This window comes from Clostridium sp. NSJ-49, assembly GCF_014287725.1.
Classification (GTDB): domain Bacteria; phylum Bacillota; class Clostridia; order Clostridiales; family Clostridiaceae; genus Clostridium; species Clostridium disporicum_B.
The window spans coordinates 1-19165 of sequence record NZ_JACOOP010000046.1 but is presented as its reverse complement, the minus strand read 5'-3'; the positions used below and the strand labels follow the sequence as shown (position 1 = coordinate 19165).

Here is a 19165-nt window from a genome sequence, read left to right as displayed (position 1 = left end):
TTAGTTTTATTTTAAAATAATGTATAAAAAGGTATAACATAAAGGATGTCCAATAGGGACATCCTTTTAAATAGCAATATTTTTGAATTATGCACTAAAAAATACCGCATATTTACTATTGAATAATGCGGTATTTTTATAAAACTAATTTTATATTTTTTTATATATTAGAATATCTTCTTATATATTAGTGGTATTGTACCAGATTTTATTATTATGAATATCCCTAATCCTATAAATATTATTGGAATAATTATATGTTTATATTTTTCAATGTTTCTTTGAATAAAGGGGTATTCAGAGAAACTTTTACCAATATAGCACCATAATGCTATAAGAATAATAAATATTATAACTGTTATAAAAATATCCATTGAATTCATACTTGTAAAAAGTGGTATATAAATCCCTATATTATCTCCGCCATTAGCTAAAGTCACACTAGCTACTTTAAAAACACTGGGGTTAATCAAGCTTTTTATAACTTTTGTTATACTATTATCATCATTTTCTGTTGTTTTCTCTAAGTTATTATTTTTACTAATTCTATTTTCTTGATCTTCTGTACTTTCTATATCTTTTCTCTCTTTTTTATATTTAATATATTCATTTATTCCTAAATATATTGGCACTAGTCCAAGCAAACCTATATATTCATTTAGAATTATGGATATACCTAAAGCTACTATAATGCTTATTGCTATTAAAGCACTTATTCCTAAGTACTGTCCAATAATTATATGACGTACCTTTATAGTATCATTTATTTGTGAGAAAAATAGCATAAGTACAAAAATATCATCAATATTTGTGGCTACAAATGAAGTTAATGCTGTTAGTATTGTTCCAAACATCGTATCCCACCTTATAATAACTCATAATATAACATATTCATTAGACAACGTATTATTCAACTTTAAAAGAAGGTCTTTACTAATTACTTCGCAATAATATCATATTCATATTCTAAATTTCACTATAAATTATATATTGATATTCTAAATTTCACTATAAATTAAAATTTGTAGATTTCTCCATAACGTAATTTTGTAACAAAACCCCATTTCTTTCTACGGTCTGTTTTTTAATAACCTTGTATCCTCGCTTTTCAAAAAATGGTTTTGCTGTAATTGAAGCATATGTAGTTATTTTTTCAACATCAAAAATACTTTCTAATTTATCACAAATTGCAGTAGCAATTCCTTGATGTTGATAGTCCTTATGAACGTATAATCTATCTAGATATCCTGTTTTATCTATATCACCAAAACCAACTATAATTCCATCTTCAACTGCAACAACTGAAAAATGTGCCATTAAAGATTGATTCCATTTCTCTAAATCGATAGACCCTGTTGCCCATACATTTAACTGTTCTTCTGTATAATCATTTGCATTAATAGAATGTACTGTATTGTAAAACAGTTCCGTTAACTCTTTGCAATCTGATGTTTCATACCTTCTTATAAGCATTCCTAATCCCCTTTGCAAATTCATATTTCACTAATAATTTAATACAATTATATAGCAAGTATACCGTAATTTATATATTAATTATAAATTACGGTATTATTTAATTTTCAAAGGTCATTTAGTTCACAATAATATTAGATTGTTCTCCTGATATTCACTAGAAATTGTAATTTATTTCTGTTTCGAGTTATGCTAATTTTCTGCAATAAATCTCAATCGCCGTAGCAAATAAATGCAGCAGTACCTTCTCCGTTTTGGTCAATATTTTGGGTAAAGCGTTCATCACCGATATACATCAGTCCAAGATAAGATAATATCTCTTTTGTACAATTATAAAAATTAGCGGTAATGTAACATTGCCATTTTTCCACAAGAGCTTGAGCTTCCTTGCTATTTGGTTGAATATGACGATTTTCGGCAATCTCATTTATTTTTACTTCCAGAAAGACTCCGTTTCCTTTAAGATATCTGCGGTTGGTGTTATTGTTGCCTCATATATAGATTTTCCTGTCTTTTCTAAATAGTGTTGGATTAAAGCGTAACCGCAAGCATATCCACCATCAGTTTCTGATTTCAGTGGGATGCCTATACATTGCCACTTGAATTCAAAAGGTTTCATCAGCTCATATCGATAAATATTTTCTTTTTCTTCCTTTGATGCAGTCATCATTTTGCGATAAATATCATCAGATCGAATTGCTTTAATATTCATAATTAAATCCTCATTTCGTATTTTAGCGTTGTGTTCGAACCACAATTAAAGAGTACACTATTACGTAACGTAAGGGTCAATGCTTTTTTTATATATTTTTAAACATGTATTGTTTAAACAGTTTATAAATATAAATAGAATAATTTCAATAATAATAAGAGATTAATATGTATTTTAAGAGTGTGATTATATGAATAAATTAAGAAAAGTTATATTAGTTGAGGGGATAGTACAAGGTGTTGGATTTAGGCCGTTTGTATATAAGTTAGCAGCTGATTTAAATTTAAAGGGATGGGTTAATAATACTTCTTTAGGTGTTATTGTGGATATTGAAGGAAGAGAAGAGCAGGTTCTTTCATTTATAGAAATGCTAAAAAATAATACTCCATCATTAGCTAAGGTTTCAAATATAACTATTAATTCTAAAGAGTTAATTGGATATGAGAACTTTGAAATTAAATTTAGTAAAGAAGAAGAGAATATATCAACACTTATATCACCAGATATTTCAATATGTGATGATTGTAAGAAAGAAATTTTTGATGTTGAAAATAGAAGATATAGATATGCCTTTACTAATTGTACAAATTGCGGTCCTAGATTTTCAATTATAAAAAAGCTTCCTTATGATAGAAAAACAACTACAATGGAGGCTTTTAAAATGTGTCCTCAATGTAAAAAAGAATATACAAATCCATTAGATAGAAGGTTTCATGCACAGCCTAACGCATGTCCAGAATGTGGACCACAACTTTGTCTTGTAGATAATAAAAATCAAAAGATAGATACAAATGATTCAATTAAAGAAGTAATATCTTTAATTAAGGAAGGAAAAATTTTAGCTATTAAAGGGATTGGAGGCTTTCATTTAGTTTGTGATGGTAGAAATTATGAAGCTATAAAATTACTTCGTGATAGAAAGAAGAGACCTTATAAGCCTATGGCAGTTATGGTTAAAGATTTAGAGGTGGCAAAGAAATATTGTTATTTAAGCAAAAGAGAAGAGGAGGTAATTTTAAGTAACAAAAGACCTATAGTTATCTTAAAAAGAAGAATGGAGATACAGCTACCAGATAATTTAGCTCCATATAATAAGACTTTAGGTGTAATGCTTCCTTATACACCATTACATTATCTATTATTTGATGAAGGAATAGAAATTTTAGTTATGACAAGTGCTAATATAAGTGGAGAGCCTATGATTTATAAAAATGAAGAGGCAATGGAAAGATTAAATAATATTGTAGATTATTTTTTGATGCATAATAGAGATATTTATTTACCTATAGATGATTCAGTAACGAGAGTATCTTTAAAAGATGAAAGAACAATTAGGGTAGCTAGAGGATATTCACCTATTACAGTGAATATGAAAGGTTCAGGTAAAATTTTAGCTTGTGGCTCACATCTAAAAAATACATTAGCAATTTCTAAAGAAGATAATATTTTTATAAGTCAATATATAGGCGATATGGAAAATGCAAAAACTTATAATAGCTTTGAGAGAAATTTAAATAATTTTAAGCAGATTTATAAAATAGAGCCAGAAATAATTGCATATGACTTACATCCAGATTATTGGAGTAATGATTTAGTTAATAATTTTAAAGGTGAAAGAGTTGCAGTTCAGCACCATCATGCTCATATAGCAAGTTGCATAGCTGAAAATAATATTAATGAAAAAGTAATAGGTGTTGCATATGATGGGACAGGCTATGGAGATGACGGAAATATTTGGGGTAGTGAGTTCTTAATATGCACCTTAAAGGAGTATAAAAGAGTAGGGCATTTAAATTATTTTTCATTACCAGGTGGAGAAAGTGCAATAAAAGAACCTTGGAAAATAGCATTATCTAAGCTTTATAAAACTTATGGTGAAGAAATATATGACTATTTACCTGAAGAGTTAAATAATAAGAAAACCAAGCTTATATTAACTATGATAAAAAATAATATTAACTGTCCTTTAACTTCAAGTATGGGAAGACTTTTTGATGGTATTGCAGCGTTGGTAGGATTTAATAGAAGAGTAACCTTTGAAGGTGAGGCAGCAATTTTCTTAGAAAATATATCAGATAAAACAAAGGTTGAAAGCTATAAATATGAGATAAATAAAATAAATGAAAAATATATTATTGATACAGATAATATTATAAAAGGGATAATTAACGATATAAAAAGTAATGTTGGAAAAGAAGTTATAGCTATTAAATTTCATAGCTCAATAATAAATTGTACAGTAGATATGTGTAAAAAGATAAGAGAAGAAAGCAATATCAACTGTGTAGCTTTAAGTGGTGGTGTTTTTCAAAATATTATACTTTTTGAAGGTATATATAATGGTTTAATATCAGAAGGTTTTGAAGTTTTCACTCATAAAAAAATACCATGTAATGATAGTGGGATAAGCTTTGGACAATTAATGGTTGCAAGAGAAGCTTATAAAGGAGATGTTAATAATGTGTATAGCAGTACCAGCGGAAATTAAAAAAATCAATGGAGATATAGCTTTAGTAAGTTATGGTGGCGTAGCTTTAGAGGTAAATATATCTCTTATTGAAGAGCCTAAAATAGGTGACTATGTATTAATTCATGCAGGCTGTGCCATAGAAAAAATATGTAGGGAAGAAGCAATAAAGACTTTAGAAATTTTTAGAGAGTTAGCAGATGCTATGAGTTAAGGTGAAGAGTATGAAGGAATTAATATCATTTAAAAATCCTAAGCTAGTAAAAGAAATTTTAGAAAAACTTAAAAGGTTTAATAATGAAGATATTACAATAATGGAGGTATGTGGCACTCATACCATGAGTATATTAAAAAGTGGTTTAAAGGAACTGTTACCTCAAAATATAAGGTTGATAAGTGGTCCAGGTTGTCCCGTATGTGTTACTCCTCAAGAGTATATAGATATGGCAATTGAATTATGTAAAAAAGAAAATGTTATTATTACAACCTTTGGTGATCTTGTTAGAGTTCCTGGTACTTACAGCTCCCTTCAAAAGGAAAAAGCTTTAGGTAGAGATATAAGAGTAGTATTTTCACCATTAGATTCATTAGAGATTGCAAAAAGTAATCTGGATAAAGAAGTAGTGTTTTTAGGAGTTGGTTTTGAAACAACTGCTCCAATAATTGCACTTACTGTATATAATGCAAAGGAAAAAGGTATAGATAACCTTTCAGTATTAAACTCTTTAAAGACTATGCCTAATGTTATGAAAAGCTTAGTATCTAACAAAGAATTAAAGGTAGATGGATTTATTTGTCCTGGACATGTTGCAGCTGTTATAGGAGCTGAAGCTTTTGAAAATTTATCAATTGAAGAAAAATTACCTTTAGTTATAGCTGGCTTTGAGCCTTTAGATATTATTTCAGCCATATATAGATTAGTAGAAATGAAAGCAAATGGTGAAAGCAAGTTAGAAAATTTATATACAAGGATAGTAAAAAATAAAGGTAATGAGAAAGCTTTAAATATTTTAAATACTGTATTTCAATTATCAGATAGTAAGTGGAGAGGTCTTGGAATAATTGAAGGAACAGGCTTTAAATTTAAAGAAGATTATAAGAATTATGATACTAAAAATAAGTTCAATATAAATATAGTAAACTCACAAATCAATAAAGGGTGCATTTGTGGAGAGATACTTAGAGGAGTTAAAGAACCATATGATTGTAAATTGTACGGAAAAGTATGTACTCCATTAACTCCTATAGGTGCATGTATGGTATCAGAGGAAGGTACATGTGCAGCATATTATAAATATAACTAAGAGAGGTGATAAATTTGGACATAATAACCTTATCACATGGTAGTGGTGGACGAGCTACAAATAAATTAATAAAAGACTTATTTTATAAGCATTTTACTAACGAGTATTTAGCGCAGGAAAATGATTCTACAGTATTACCTAAAATTAATGGTAAACTTGCTGTAACTACAGATTCATTTGTAATTAATCCATTGTTTTTTAAAGGTGGAGATATAGGTAAATTATCTATTTGTGGCACCGTAAATGATTTAGCAATGAGTGGAGCAAAACCACTATATATTACAGTAGGTTTTATAATAGAAGAAGGATTATTGATATCTGATTTAGAGAAAATTGTTATTTCTATGGCTGAAACAGCAAAGGAAGCTAAAGTTAAAATAGTTACTGGAGATACTAAGGTAGTTGAAAAGGGAAGTGGAGATGGCATATTTATAAATACTACAGGTATTGGAGTTATAGAGGATAGTAATCTATATATTGGAGGAGACAAAGCTTCTGCTGGAGATAAGATAATAATTAGCGGAACAATTGGTGACCATGGAATAGCTATTATGAATATGAGAAAAAATCTAGATTTTGATGTGGAAATAGAAAGTGACTGTGGACTACTTAATGGATTAATAGAGAGTATTTTAAATACAAGCAAGAAGGTTAAAGTTCTTAGAGACCCAACTAGAGGGGGAGTTGCAACTACATTAAATGAGATTGCGAAACATAGCTTAGTTAGTATGGAGATAGATGAAGAGAAGCTACCTATAAAAGAAGAGGTAAGTTCAATGTGCGATATTTTAGGTTTAGACCCTCTATTTATAGCAAATGAAGGAAAGCTATTGGTGATAGCGGAAAGTGAAGATGCTGAAAAAATATTAAATACTATGAAAAAGCATCCTATGGGGAAAGATGCGGCTATTATAGGTGAGGTAGTAAATGATGAAAAAAATAGAGTATATTTAAAAACTGAAATCGGTGGTAAGAGAATAATCAATATGCCAGAAGGAGAGCTTTTAGTTAGAATATGCTAAAATTAATTATTTCTTAAACTTATAAGTAATTATTGTAAAATTTTGACACAAATTTCTAAAAATATGGTAAAATATGTTCAAAGGTGCTTCCTAATATATCAGAGATATGGACTGATTTTGTAAAATTATAAGTATTTAATGGTATATAGGGAGTGATTTTATCAATAAAATATTTATAAATGGGGGAAATAATAAAAATTATATGGGAAAGAAGAAGAAAATAACAATAGGATTAATAAGTGTTTTAGTATTACTTGTAGTTGTAGTAACTACCGCTTATATTTATGCAATACAGGGAGAAAAACTTGATGATAGTGATTTTTCTTGGATAACTACTGTGCCAATAGCACATAGAGGCTTAGATAATGGTGATGTACCTGAAAACTCAATGGAAGCGTTTAAAAAAGCTATAGAAAGTGGATATGCAATAGAATTAGATGTTCAACTAACAAAGGACAAAGAAGTAATTGTATTCCATGATAGCAACTTATTAAGGATGACTGGTGATAGTAGAGATGTTAAAGATGTTGAATATGATGAAATAAAATCTTTAAAGCTTGAAAACACTGAGGAAACTATACCAACTCTAAAAGAGGTATTAGAGTTAGTAGATAATCAAGTTCCTATATTGATAGAGTTAAAAGATGAGAAAGAAGCTACAGATTTAGCTGCAAAAACCTATGAGGTTGTAGAAAATTATGAAGGTAGATATCTAGTACAGTCTTTTAATCCATTTACTCTTGAATGGTTTAAAAATAATGCAAGTGAAGTTATAAGATGTCAGTTATCTAGTGATTTTACAGATGACCCAAATAATACTTTAGAATGGTATGAAGTATTTGTTCTTAAAAACTTATTATTAAACTTTAAAAGTAAACCTCATGTTATAGCTTATGATTTAAATTCTGTAGATAATTTATCTGTAGGATTATTAAAAGCAAAATATCCTATTTTATCTTGGACTATAGCAAATGAAGAACATATGCACATGGGCTATAAAAAAACAGATAATATAATTTTTGATAATATATTACCGTAATAAAGAAATAAGCCTAAGACTTTAAAGCAATAAATTAAAATAAAAAATAAGGTAGTATTTAAAAAGTATTAATTTTTAAATTAACAATAAAAAGACTATGTAACACAAAAGTGAACATGGTCTTTTGCTATTTTACAGATATATTATTATAGAAAATTGAATAATTATTTCTTCTAAATTGTTACATATAATACTTTCAGCTCCAGTAACTAAGTTAAAAACTTCAGATAATATATATGTATTTAAATGAATATACTAAAAGGATAATATTTTCAAGGAGATATTTATGCTCATTTTTACTCAAAGTGATTATATAATTCCTGTTACTTACGTTGATAAAGAAAAACTAGGTGTTAAGAGTTCAGGAATTAGAGGTAGAGAATCAGCTATTAATATGGCAAAAAGAGCAATTGAAGCAGTAAAGTCAGGTGAGAGAAAAAAGATGAATGCTATCTGGCTTGAAACATCGGGATGTTTTGGAGAAGCAATTTCTTTATTAAATGCAGAAGATCCAGATGTATTATACATGCTAAAGGAATTTCTTAATATTAAATATTTTGAGAGTATTCAAGGAGATGAAGACCAAGAAGCATTAGAGGAGTTATTTAGTATACTAAAGTCAGAATTTGTACTTATAGTTGATGGGGCTGTACCTTTAGCAGGAGATGGATTATTTACAATAATAGGTACATACAATGGAAGAAAAATTACAGCAAAGGAAGCTGTAAACTTTTTAGCTTCAAAGGCAAAGTATATAGTAAGTGTAGGAACTTGTGCATGCTATGGGGGTCCAACAGCAGCTAAACCAAATTTATCTGAAGCTGTAGGGGTAAGTGAATTCTTAGAAAGAAATGATGTAATAAAAATTCCAGGGTGTCCAGCTAATCCAGTATGGACTATGGGAGTATTGGGACATTTAGTTAATTATGGAGTACCAGAATTAGATAAAGAGGGCAGACCTTTAGCTTATTACGGAGAACTTATACATGATAGATGTCCAAGAAGGAGATTTTTTGATGCAGGTATATTTGCAAAAACTTTCGGAGGAGAAGAGTGTATGTTTTTATTAGGCTGTAGGGGACCAGTAACTTATGCTTATTGTCCTGTTAGTAGATGGAATGATAGTGAAAATTGGCCTATTGGAGACAATACAACTTGTATAGGTTGTGCAGTTCCAGGATTTCCAGATAGTATGGAACCATTTGTTAAGTATGGAGGTGGTGAAGGTGCATAATATAATAGTAGATCCTGTTACAAGAGTTAGTGGACTTCTAAGTATAGAAGTGCAAGTTGAAAATAATAAGGTTGTAGATGCTAAGGTTTGTGGAAATCAGTTTAGGGGATTTGAAAAAATGTTCGAAGGTCGCTCGCCTTTAGATATGATAAGATTAACTCCTAGAATTTGTGGTATATGTTCAACACATCATGCTTTAACGTCAGTTAGAGCTTTAGAGGATGCAATGAAAATTAATCCAGATGAAAATGGTAGAATTATTAGAGATATAGCAAACGGTTTTGAGTTTATACAAAATTATTTAAGATGGACATATTTCTTTGTTTTCCCAGATTATTTGGAAATTATCGCTGTAAATCCATTGTTTAAGACAGAAACTCCTAAAGTGGCGGATTATAGATTAGATAAAGTAATTACTAATAAAATAAATGAAGATTATGTTGAAGCCATAAGGTTAAGTAGAGAAGCTCATAAGGGTTTAGCAGTTTTAACAGGAAAAGCTCCACATCCTCATGGTATATGGGTAGGAGGCATAACTACAAATATAGATATACCACAAATTGAAAGCTGTAGATATATAATTACAATATTAAAAGATTTTATTATAAATAAATTAATTCCTGACGTAGAAATTATAGCTAAAGCATATAGTGATTATTTTAAAATAGGAGGCGGCCATGGAAATTTAATGAGTTATGGCTTATATGATAATTATGCACCTCCAATCCAATATTCATTGCCAAATGTAAGAATTAATGGTAAGGAAGAAGATTTAGACATAAACAATATAACAGAAAGCGTTAAATATACATGGGCAGTTGATAATGGACAACCGTTGATTCCAGGAAAAAGTAATCCAGCAAGCCCAGATCCAAAAAAGCAAGGAGCGTATAGTTGGATAAATGCACCTAGATATAAAGGATTTGCAATGGAAGTTGGAGCATTAGCAAGAATGACATTAAGTGGTGAATATAAAGGTGGCATATCTACTATGGATAGAATTTTAGCAAAAGCCTATGAGGCTAAAAGAGTATGTGAGATAACTGAGGAATTAATAAAAATTGCAAAATTAGGAAAGGCTGTTCAAAAAGAGTGGCAAGTTCCTACTAAAGCTTTAGGGGTAGGCTTAAGTGAAGCTGAAAGAGGATCATTAGCTCATTGGATTTCAATAAATGATAAAAAGGTAGAAAATTACACAGTTATTCCACCTTCTACATGGAATATATCACCTAAAGATGATAAAGGGGTAAGAGGTACTGCTGAAGAGGCATTAATAGGAACAGAGATTCAAGATATAAGCAGTCCTGTTGAAGTTGGAAGAATTCTTAGGAGCTTTGACCCATGTTTAAGTTGTGCGGCTCATGTAACTAGCGATAGACATAAAGCAGTAACAATAAATATATTGGCATAATACTTTATAGAAATAGGATTCAGATTATTATGATTAAAGTTATTGGGATAGGTAATATATTACTTTGTGATGATGGTATTGGTGTAAAGGTAGTAGAAAAAATTCAAGATTCATTAAGGAATATTAATGAAAATATTGAAGTAATAGTTGGAGAAACTGATTATCAATATTGTATAGAAGAAATTAAGGATGATGATTTAGTAATTATAATAGATTCAACGTATTTTATGAAAGAGCCTGGAACTGTAACAGTTAGAACTTTAGATAACTGCGATGAATTGCTTGATAAAATATATACAGGTCATGATATAAGTTTACTTAAGGCTATAAGATTAGAGAAACCTAATATAAAGGGATTTTTTATTGGAATTGAAATTGAAGTTATAGAGTTTTCTTTAGAGTTATCTGAAAGATTACAAAGTAACTTTGACAATATCTGTAAAGAGGTTTTGGATAATATTTATTCAATATTAACATCAGTTAGAGACAGCTAGTAAAGTTGTAAGATAAAATAAATAAATAATTAATGTTATAAAAGATGTGAAAGACGTCATGTGGTAATAAACATGGCGTCTTTATTTTTTATCTTTTGGCTTAGCTTTAGAATTCATATATTTAATATAAATTGCAAGACCAAGCCCATAAAGAATCCATGGAAAAGCAGCTTTAGCAAAATCAAGCATAGGATATTTCCTCCTAACAACAAAATGGAAATAATTACATAATATAATTATATACTATTTTAATGAAGATATAAATATATGTGAGTGAATAATACGGATAATATTAATTAATTAATTATTGTCAATAAATAATAGAGAATTAAAACACTTAGGTTATGTAAGTGTTTTTATTTTATGTAAAATCGAATATTTGTCATAATTGCAATTAATTTATAATAATGTATATACAAAGATGAAGTAGTGAGAGTTTTGTTAAAAGAATCAAGATGTGAAACAAATTTTCATAATTATGTAAACATATACAAGAATGGATAGATAAGTGATATCAGCAGTTTGAGAATAGGAGTTAAACTATGCAAAAAGATAATTTAGCACTTATTATTATTTACTCTGGACTGGCTGATATCATAATTAAATTTGATTGATATTTTATATACTGCCTATATTAATAGAAATTATGAGCCAAATTTAACTCAGTTTAACAGAACTCATATTAAAAAATAATAAAAGGACATTTAATTTTTATAGATGTCCAAAAGAAGTAAGGAGATTATATATGTTAAATTTAGAAAATCTGACAACTGAAAAGATGAATACTAATACGATTAACCTAGATAAAATGACTCCTTTTGAAATAGCATCTGTTATGAATAAGGAGGATGAAAATGTAATACAAGCAGTGAGAAACTCTTTAGTTGATATATCAATGGCTATAGAAGCATGTACTAATGCACTTCAGAAAGGAGGGAGAATAATATATATGGGTGCTGGTACAAGTGGACGACTTGGATTAATGGACGCAGTAGAATGTCCACCGACATTTGGAGTTTCTTATGATTTAGTAATAGGATTAATCGCAGGAGGAGAGTTAGCTTTTATTAAAGCGGTTGAAGGTGCAGAAGATAGTAAGACCTTAGGTGAAGAAGACTTGAAGAATATTAATCTAAATAATGATGATATAGTAATTGGATTAGCAGCTAGTGGAAGAACTCCATATGTGATTTATGGACTAAAATATGCTAGAAAAATTGGGTGTAAAACGGCTTGTATAGTATGTAATGAAAATTCAGAGATGAGTAAGTTATCAGATATATCTATAGAGCTTATTGTAGGCCCAGAAGTACTTACTGGTTCAACTAGATTGAAAGCAGGTTCTGCACAAAAGATGGTATTAAATATGATATCTACAGGAAGTATGGTAGGTATGGGAAAGGTATATAAAAATCTTATGGTAGATTTAATGCAGACTAATGAGAAGTTAATTGAAAGATCAGAGAATATAGTTATGGAAGCAACTCAAGCAGATAGAGAAGTAGCAAAAAAAACATTACAGCAAGCAAGAGGAAAGGTTAAAGTAGCTATAGTAATGATATTACTACATTGTAACTCTAAAGAAGCAGAAGAAGCGTTAAATAGAGCTAAAGGACATATTAGAAAAGCCATAGAAAATTAAATTAATAGGGGGATGAATATTATATGACAAATCAAGATTTAGCCAAAAAGATTATTGAATTAGTTGGTGGTAAGAATAATATTGTTAAAGCTGCAAATTGTATGACCAGACTTAGAATGACAGTAAAGAACGAATGTTTAGTTCAAAAAGATGAACTTAAAAATACTGAAGGGGTTCTAGGCATTGTAGATAATGGAAACTATATTCAAATAGTTTTAGGACCAGGTAAAGCTAAGAAAGTTACAGATATATGTGTTGAGGAATTAGGAATTCCTAGAGATGGTGTTGTAACTGAGGATTGGAAACAAAATAAAGATGCAATAAAAGGCGGACAAAAAAAGGGTAAGTTTAAACAAGCAATTAATACTATAGCTAATATATTTATTCCTTTAATTCCTGCAATTATAGCAGCAGGTATATTTAATGGATTAGCAAGTTTGATAACAACACTTCAAGGTCAAGGAATTCTTTCAGCAGAAGGTTTCTGGAAAATGACTCAATTAATGTTCTCACTTATAGGTGGAGGATTCTTATCATACTTTGCAATATATACAGGTATTAATTCTGCAAAACAATTTGGTGCAACAGAAGGATTAGGAGGTATGTTAGGTGCTATATCAATTAGTGCTAATATAGTTACTATATCTACAACTCTTGGATTATATGATGAAAGTGTGCCTCTAAATTCTATTTTGACTACTGGAAAAGGCGGTATTATAGGTGTAATTATAGGTGTATATATACTAGCTAAAATAGAAAAGGCAATACGTAAGAGAATTCCGGATGTTTTAGATTTAATTTTAACTCCTTTATTAACTTTACTTATATCAGGAATATTATTTGTATTTATTATCATGCCAGTGGCTGGATTCTTATCAGATGGACTAGTTTCAGTTTTAAGTATATTTATAAATTCTTCAAATCCAGTTGTTAGCGTAATTAGTGGATATATATTATCAGCATTATTCTTACCAATGGTTTTATTTGGATTACATCATGGATTAATACCTATTTATGCAGTTCAATTAGAAGCAATGGGTGGAGTATCATTATTCCCAGTACTTGCAATGGCAGGAGCAGGACAAGTTGGTGCAGCAATTGCAATTTACTTTATTGCTAAAAAAGTTAAAAATAATAGATTACAAAAGGTTATTGCAGGGGCACTTCCAGCAGGTTTCTTAGGCGTTGGAGAACCATTGATATATGGAGTTACACTTCCTATGTTTAAACCATTTATTACTGCAGGGCTTGGAGCAGGATTTGGTGGAGCTTATGTAATGCTTACACATGTATTAGCAAACTCTTGGGGGCCATCAGGGTTAGTTGCTATTCCAATAATGAAACCGGAATGTATGCTTAATTATTTTATAGGTCTTATCATTTCATATGTTGCTGGATTTATTATAACTTATTTTGTTATTAAAGAATCTGATGTTAAAAATGCATAATTAAATAAATTTAGAGTTGTGCTAGATTAAATATGATAATATTAAATCTAGCACATTTTAATAAAAAGGGAGTTATAATTTATGAGTTTAGGTTTTTCGATATATTTTGGATTAGATAATACTATGGAAGAAAATTTACAGCTTTTAAAAGATGGAAAAAATCTAGGGTTTACAAGAATTTTTACATCATTACATATACCTGAGGCAGATTATAGTATTTTAAAAAGTCAAGTTAAAGAATTTTTTAAAATAGCAAAAGAGTATGATATGGATATAATTAGTGATATATCTCCAAATACTTTTAAGTTCTTAAATTTAGATAATATGGATTTAAAGGGTTTAAGTGAGATTGGAGTTAAAACTATAAGAGTTGACTTTGGATATAATGAAGAGGAAATTGCTAAAATGAGCAGAAATCCTTATGGAATAAAAGTTCAATTAAATGGATCAACAGTAACTGAGGAATTTTTATTAAAGTTAGATAAACTTGAAGTTGAATACAAAAATATAGATGCTCTTCATAATTTTTATCCAAGAGCAGGCACGGGAATATCAATAGAATATATGGAGAAGCAAAATAAACTATTATCTAAAAGAGGAATTAAAGTTTCTTCCTTTATACAGTCTAATAATAGGAAAAGAGGTCCTATTAAAGAGGGATTACCTACACTAGAGAATCATAGAAATCTAGATGTAAGAATTGCAGCAAATGAATTATTTGCATTAGGAAATGAAACTGTCTTTATTGGTGATTCTCTTCCTAGTATTCAAGAACTAAAAGAGTTATCTTTATTAAAACAAGATGAAATTATGTTAGATATTGAAGTTATGGTTAAAGACGATATTATAAATAGATTGTTAAAAGAAACATACACTCCAAGAGTTGATCAAGCAAGAGATGCTATTAGGGCTGTAGAAAGCAGGTATAATTTAAATGGAGATATAATAATTCCGATGAATACTATAGATAGTGAGATTGGATATATAACCATAGATAATATTGAATACGGAAGATATATGGGAGAGTTACAAATATTAAAAGTTAATAAGAAAAGAGATTATAGAATAAATGTTGTGGCAAAAGTTTCAGAAAATAGTCTTCATTTATTAAGATATATAGATGAAGGGAAGAAATTTTCCTTCTATAATAAAGAATTTTAAAATAAGAAGTATAATATATTCATAAATGGTAAAGTTTTTTTGAATGTATTTAAATTAAATATAGCTAATATTAAAATTATGTACATGAAAAAAATGGAGAACTTAAGTGTACTCCATTTTTATATATAAACTGATTTATATGTTAACTCCTTTATAATTTTCTATGAAATATCTATAGAATTTACTTGCTCCATACAGAGCATCTATACTTATATTTTCATCTAATCCATGTGGACTATTTAATTGTTGTTTATTTAACCTTAATGGTGCAAACCTAACTACGCAATCACATATTTCATTATAATGTCTAGCATCAGTTCCAGCTAAAACTATAAACGGAACAGGTTTAACATCTTCAAATGTATTTGTTATGCAATTGCAAATATATTTATATCCGTCGCTTTTAACATCTGTAACTTTAGAGCAATCATGAGAATATAATACTTTCATTGCTATATCATATTTTTTAGCTACATTTTTTATTATTTTAAGGGATTCTTGTAATGGTTGATGTACCATTACCCTCATATTAGCTGTAACTGAAGCAGACTCTGGAATTATATTTGGAGCCTTACTTCCACTAGCCATAGTAAAAGCACAAGTAGTTGTAAGCATAGCATTAGCTTGTGAGCTTACCTTTGGAAGAACATTCTTCAATATAGGACTAAGTAACTCTACATTACCAAATAAAGATTTATAAGGGTTAGCCATATACTTAGACATCTCTTTAAACATATCTTTTACTGGTTTAGTCAATTCTTTTTTAAAAGGTGATTTAGTATTAACATCATTTACAAAAGATGCTAACATAGCTATGGGAGTATTGTTAGTTGGCGTACTAGCATGTCCACCTAATGACTTTGCTATAAATTCAACATTAGCATAGCCTTTCTCCATAATTCCAAGCATAGCATAGTATCCAGTAAGACCAGGCATAGGAGATTCAATTATAGCACCACCTTCGTCCAAGACAATCCCTAATTTCACACCTTTACTTTTTAAGTATTCAACAGTTTTTTTAGCACCTACTCCTAATGTTTCTTCATCAATTGATGAAGCTAAATATAAATCTGATTCTGGAACAAAACCTTCCTTTAATAAGTCTTCTGTTGCTTCAAGGAATGCACATAAAGCACCTTTAGTATCAACAGTTCCTCTTCCCCATACACAATCATCTGCAATATCACCAGAGAAAGGTGAGTGTTTCCATACTCCATCGGCTTCTACAACATCAGTATGAGACATTAATAGCATCGGTTTTAGATTGCTGTTTTTCCCTTTAATTTTAATAAGAAGTGAGCCAGCTATGATTACCTTTTCACCTTTAGCATGTATAGTAGGATATAATTCCTCTAATAAATTTTGAAATATCTCATACTGAGACATATCATCTGTTTTAATAGTATTTACTTGTATCATTTCTGATAAATTTTTAGCTATAGTATTTTTATCTAAATTATTCATTTTATAGTTTCCCCTTATTATATAAAATCCTTGCTATTACTATAGAAAGTATAGCAGCTACAGCTATAAGAACTACCACTTGTGATGCTAAATTAGGTACTGCAAAACAAAGTACAGAAACTAGCAAGAATGGTATGATAGCTACTTTAGGAGCCTGTTTTATATATTGATATCCAAGAGCTCCAAATAATGCTGGAACTACTGTTGAGAAAGCAGGTTCTAGTACAGGAGAATTTATAATAGGTTCAAGAGGAACCATTAACATTACTCCAATAGCAATAACTATGATAGTAGTTATTGAAGATATAGCTACAGATATTGTTGAAACGATTTCATTTTCTTTAGTACCAAATTCTGTTCCAACTAAATTTCTTGCATTCATGCAGCAAGGTATCTTTAAATTAGTTAAATTACCAGTTATAAATGCTAAGTAAGTAGCCCCTGTTCCAAGCATTGGTGCATAGGTGATAACCTCTACAATAGAAGCTGGTAAGAATAAAGCACATATTCCAATACTTCCAGCTAATGCCGATTTAAAATCAATATTTGCGCCAAAGTACATAGCTATTAAAAATGGAGTTGATAACAACATAATTATCAATACAACAGTAGAGATTCTGCCATACTTATGCATAATATCATCAAACTTTTCCAAATTATCAATTTGCATTTCTTTTTCTTTCATCATAATAGTATTCCTCCTAACCTACTAGTATAGCCATAGCCATACCTATTAGCATACTAATAGAAAGTGCAAAGCTATCTAACCATTTTTGGTTTTTCTTTTTAACTAAATAATCACAAATTGACATAGATAAAGCAGAAATTACTATAACTATTAAACTAGTAAAGGAGCCTTGTCTTACATCTCCAAAAGATGATCCAACAAAAGCACAAACCAAGCCTATGAAAATTGCATTAAATAAAAGTTGTCCCCATCTATTATCTTTAGATGTAGATTTTTTTATGGTACTTTGATATTTTTTAAGACCAATCACACAAAATATGCTACCCCATATTATCCCTATTGCCATTACAAAAACAATAGTAACTAATATTTCAGGTGTCATAAATTCAGGAGATAATGCTAGTAATCCACTGACCTTAGCAGCCATATCCGCTGCCATAACTTCATAGTGTAAAGCACCTATTACAGACAACCTTAACCATGGGATAGGGACTCCTAGTGACCCAGACAATGTTATTACACCTAATAATATTCCGATTGACGGAACAATTGTAAAGATGGTACTCGAGGTTATAACCTTACTCAAATCTTTTTTATCCATTCCTATTTTAATCCCTTCTTTATACGCTCTTATAAAAAATAATACGCATACTAAGGCTACAGCAGTAATGATGGTACCTGAAATTAAGTACATCGTTGTTGAGTTTGTTAATTGGGTTATGCCATCCATAAAACCCCTCCTTAATAAAATATGTATATACTACATATTTTATCATATTTATACATAATTTAACAGAAGAGTTTTGGAAAATTTAATTCTCTATATTTAACAGGACTTAATTATTTCTCTATGTTCAAGATATATGTTGATATTTGATTAAATTATCCTAATGTATTGGTTTAAATGGATAGAGTTGTTTAAAACAGAAAAAGATACGATGAGGTGTAATTCGTATTCCACTACTCAAATAAAGGATTTTAAAGCAAGAAAAGCAATTCATATTTAATGGTAAATAGTGTTTAATGGTTACTGTTATTTGTGTATAATTAATAAGAAAGTAATTCGTAATTGTATTAAATAGTTCATCACTTTAATATAACATAGGAGGGTTTATGAGGAAAGTTTGGAGATATAAATCAGTTCAATGGATAGTATTCATATTAATAGCAGCGTCATTAGGTATAATAACAAGTAATCTAGAAACATTACAACTCATATTGCAAGATGGGAAGTTAACTCTTGAGAACGACGTTATTGAACATTTGATAAAAGATGTAAAAACTGTACGAATCACAGCCATTATATTATGGGGACTTGTAATAGGATTATATTCAAATTTTATATATTCAATTAATAGCAAATTAATTGAATAAACTAATGAAAAATCTTAAATAATAACGAACTAAAAGGACCAATAAATTGTAGGTCCTTTTTTAAATATCTTATTTTCAACATTATTCTTAAACATAGCGGAATTTAAATTTTAGGCTCTGTTAGACAATAATGTTGATATGTGCATATAAGTCTTAAATAGTGTTATAATATAGATAATAACACTATCGGAGGTAAGATTTATGGCAACTCTTTCAAATATAAAGTCAGATA

Annotated in this window: 19 protein-coding genes; 12 read left to right on the top strand and 7 right to left on the bottom strand. The window is 29.3% G+C overall.

Annotated elements, in window-relative coordinates; genetic code table 11:
• Positions 1–167: 167 nt before the first annotated feature.
• The 4 genes from H8S10_RS14120 to H8S10_RS14105 form a co-directional block, all read right to left on the bottom strand.
• Positions 168–854 carry a cadmium resistance transporter gene (locus tag H8S10_RS14120; protein WP_186839298.1) on the bottom strand — a complete coding sequence of 229 codons (687 nt, stop codon included), beginning with the start codon at positions 852–854 and terminating at the stop codon, positions 168–170.
• 154 nt (positions 855–1008) lie between these two features.
• Complete coding sequence (locus H8S10_RS14115) at positions 1009–1473, bottom strand: GNAT family N-acetyltransferase (protein ID WP_186839297.1); 465 nt, start codon at positions 1471–1473, stop codon at positions 1009–1011.
• 212 nt (positions 1474–1685) lie between these two features.
• Positions 1686–1844: a TipAS antibiotic-recognition domain-containing protein gene (locus tag H8S10_RS14110; protein ID WP_341379515.1), complete on the bottom strand. Its 159-nt coding sequence runs from the start codon at positions 1842–1844 to the stop codon at positions 1686–1688.
• A gap of 62 nt (positions 1845–1906) precedes the next feature.
• On the bottom strand, positions 1907–2185 hold the full coding sequence (locus tag H8S10_RS14105; protein WP_055262716.1) for a DUF2268 domain-containing putative Zn-dependent protease: 279 nt from the start codon (positions 2183–2185) through the stop codon (positions 1907–1909).
• Between the two features lie 190 nt (positions 2186–2375).
• Between H8S10_RS14105 and hypF the strand changes: the two genes are divergently transcribed.
• The 11 genes from hypF (at position 2376) to H8S10_RS14050 (ending at position 15407) form a co-directional block, all read left to right on the top strand.
• Complete coding sequence (gene hypF / locus H8S10_RS14100) at positions 2376–4673, top strand: carbamoyltransferase HypF (RefSeq protein WP_186839296.1); 2298 nt, start codon at positions 2376–2378, stop codon at positions 4671–4673.
• Complete coding sequence (locus H8S10_RS14095; protein ID WP_055262720.1) at positions 4645–4866, top strand: HypC/HybG/HupF family hydrogenase formation chaperone; 222 nt, start codon at positions 4645–4647, stop codon at positions 4864–4866. The genes hypF and H8S10_RS14095 overlap by 29 nt, the downstream gene beginning before the upstream one ends.
• Positions 4867–4876: 10 nt before the next feature.
• Positions 4877–5956, top strand: coding sequence for a hydrogenase formation protein HypD (hypD, locus tag H8S10_RS14090; RefSeq protein WP_186839295.1), 1080 nt, complete (start codon positions 4877–4879; stop codon positions 5954–5956).
• A gap of 8 nt (positions 5957–5964) precedes the next feature.
• On the top strand, positions 5965–6978 hold the full coding sequence (gene hypE, locus H8S10_RS14085) for a hydrogenase expression/formation protein HypE (protein ID WP_186839306.1): 1014 nt from the start codon (positions 5965–5967) through the stop codon (positions 6976–6978).
• Between the two features lie 202 nt (positions 6979–7180).
• Positions 7181–8017, top strand: coding sequence for a glycerophosphodiester phosphodiesterase family protein (locus tag H8S10_RS14080; protein ID WP_186839294.1), 837 nt, complete (start codon positions 7181–7183; stop codon positions 8015–8017).
• Positions 8018–8303: 286 nt separating this feature from the next.
• On the top strand, positions 8304–9251 hold the full coding sequence (locus H8S10_RS14075) for a hydrogenase small subunit (RefSeq protein ID WP_186839293.1): 948 nt from the start codon (positions 8304–8306) through the stop codon (positions 9249–9251).
• Entirely contained in the window at positions 9244–10662 is a 1419-nt protein-coding gene (locus tag H8S10_RS14070; RefSeq protein WP_186839292.1) for a nickel-dependent hydrogenase large subunit, read from the top strand. The genes H8S10_RS14075 and H8S10_RS14070 overlap by 8 nt, the downstream gene beginning before the upstream one ends.
• Before the next feature lie 29 nt (positions 10663–10691).
• Positions 10692–11156, top strand: coding sequence for a hydrogenase maturation protease (locus H8S10_RS14065; protein WP_186839291.1), 465 nt, complete (start codon positions 10692–10694; stop codon positions 11154–11156).
• A gap of 745 nt (positions 11157–11901) precedes the next feature.
• Entirely contained in the window at positions 11902–12798 is an 897-nt protein-coding gene (gene murQ, locus H8S10_RS14060; protein ID WP_186839290.1) for an N-acetylmuramic acid 6-phosphate etherase, read from the top strand.
• A 23-nt stretch (positions 12799–12821) separates the two neighbouring features.
• Positions 12822–14246 (top strand): PTS transporter subunit EIIC, encoded by a 1425-nt coding sequence (locus H8S10_RS14055; protein WP_186839289.1) that lies wholly within the window; start codon positions 12822–12824, stop codon positions 14244–14246.
• A gap of 81 nt (positions 14247–14327) precedes the next feature.
• Complete coding sequence (locus tag H8S10_RS14050) at positions 14328–15407, top strand: MupG family TIM beta-alpha barrel fold protein (RefSeq protein ID WP_055262732.1); 1080 nt, start codon at positions 14328–14330, stop codon at positions 15405–15407.
• A 135-nt stretch (positions 15408–15542) separates the two neighbouring features.
• On the opposite strand, the gene H8S10_RS14045 is transcribed toward H8S10_RS14050, so the two are convergent.
• From H8S10_RS14045 to H8S10_RS14035, 3 genes are read right to left on the bottom strand one after another with little or no spacing between them, the layout of a single operon-like run.
• Positions 15543–16871, bottom strand: a complete 1329-nt coding sequence (locus tag H8S10_RS14045; protein ID WP_186839288.1) for a M20/M25/M40 family metallo-hydrolase — start codon at positions 16869–16871, stop codon at positions 15543–15545.
• 1 nt (position 16872) lies between these two features.
• Positions 16873–17559 carry a hypothetical protein gene (locus H8S10_RS14040; protein WP_055262736.1) on the bottom strand — a complete coding sequence of 229 codons (687 nt, stop codon included), beginning with the start codon at positions 17557–17559 and terminating at the stop codon, positions 16873–16875.
• Positions 17560–17572: 13 nt separating this feature from the next.
• Positions 17573–18289, bottom strand: coding sequence for a DUF5058 family protein (locus tag H8S10_RS14035; RefSeq protein WP_055262738.1), 717 nt, complete (start codon positions 18287–18289; stop codon positions 17573–17575).
• A gap of 383 nt (positions 18290–18672) precedes the next feature.
• On the opposite strand from H8S10_RS14035, the gene H8S10_RS14030 reads away from it, so the two are divergent.
• Positions 18673–18933, top strand: a complete 261-nt coding sequence (locus tag H8S10_RS14030) for a hypothetical protein (protein ID WP_186839287.1) — start codon at positions 18673–18675, stop codon at positions 18931–18933.
• Positions 18934–19165: the final 232 nt, after the last annotated feature.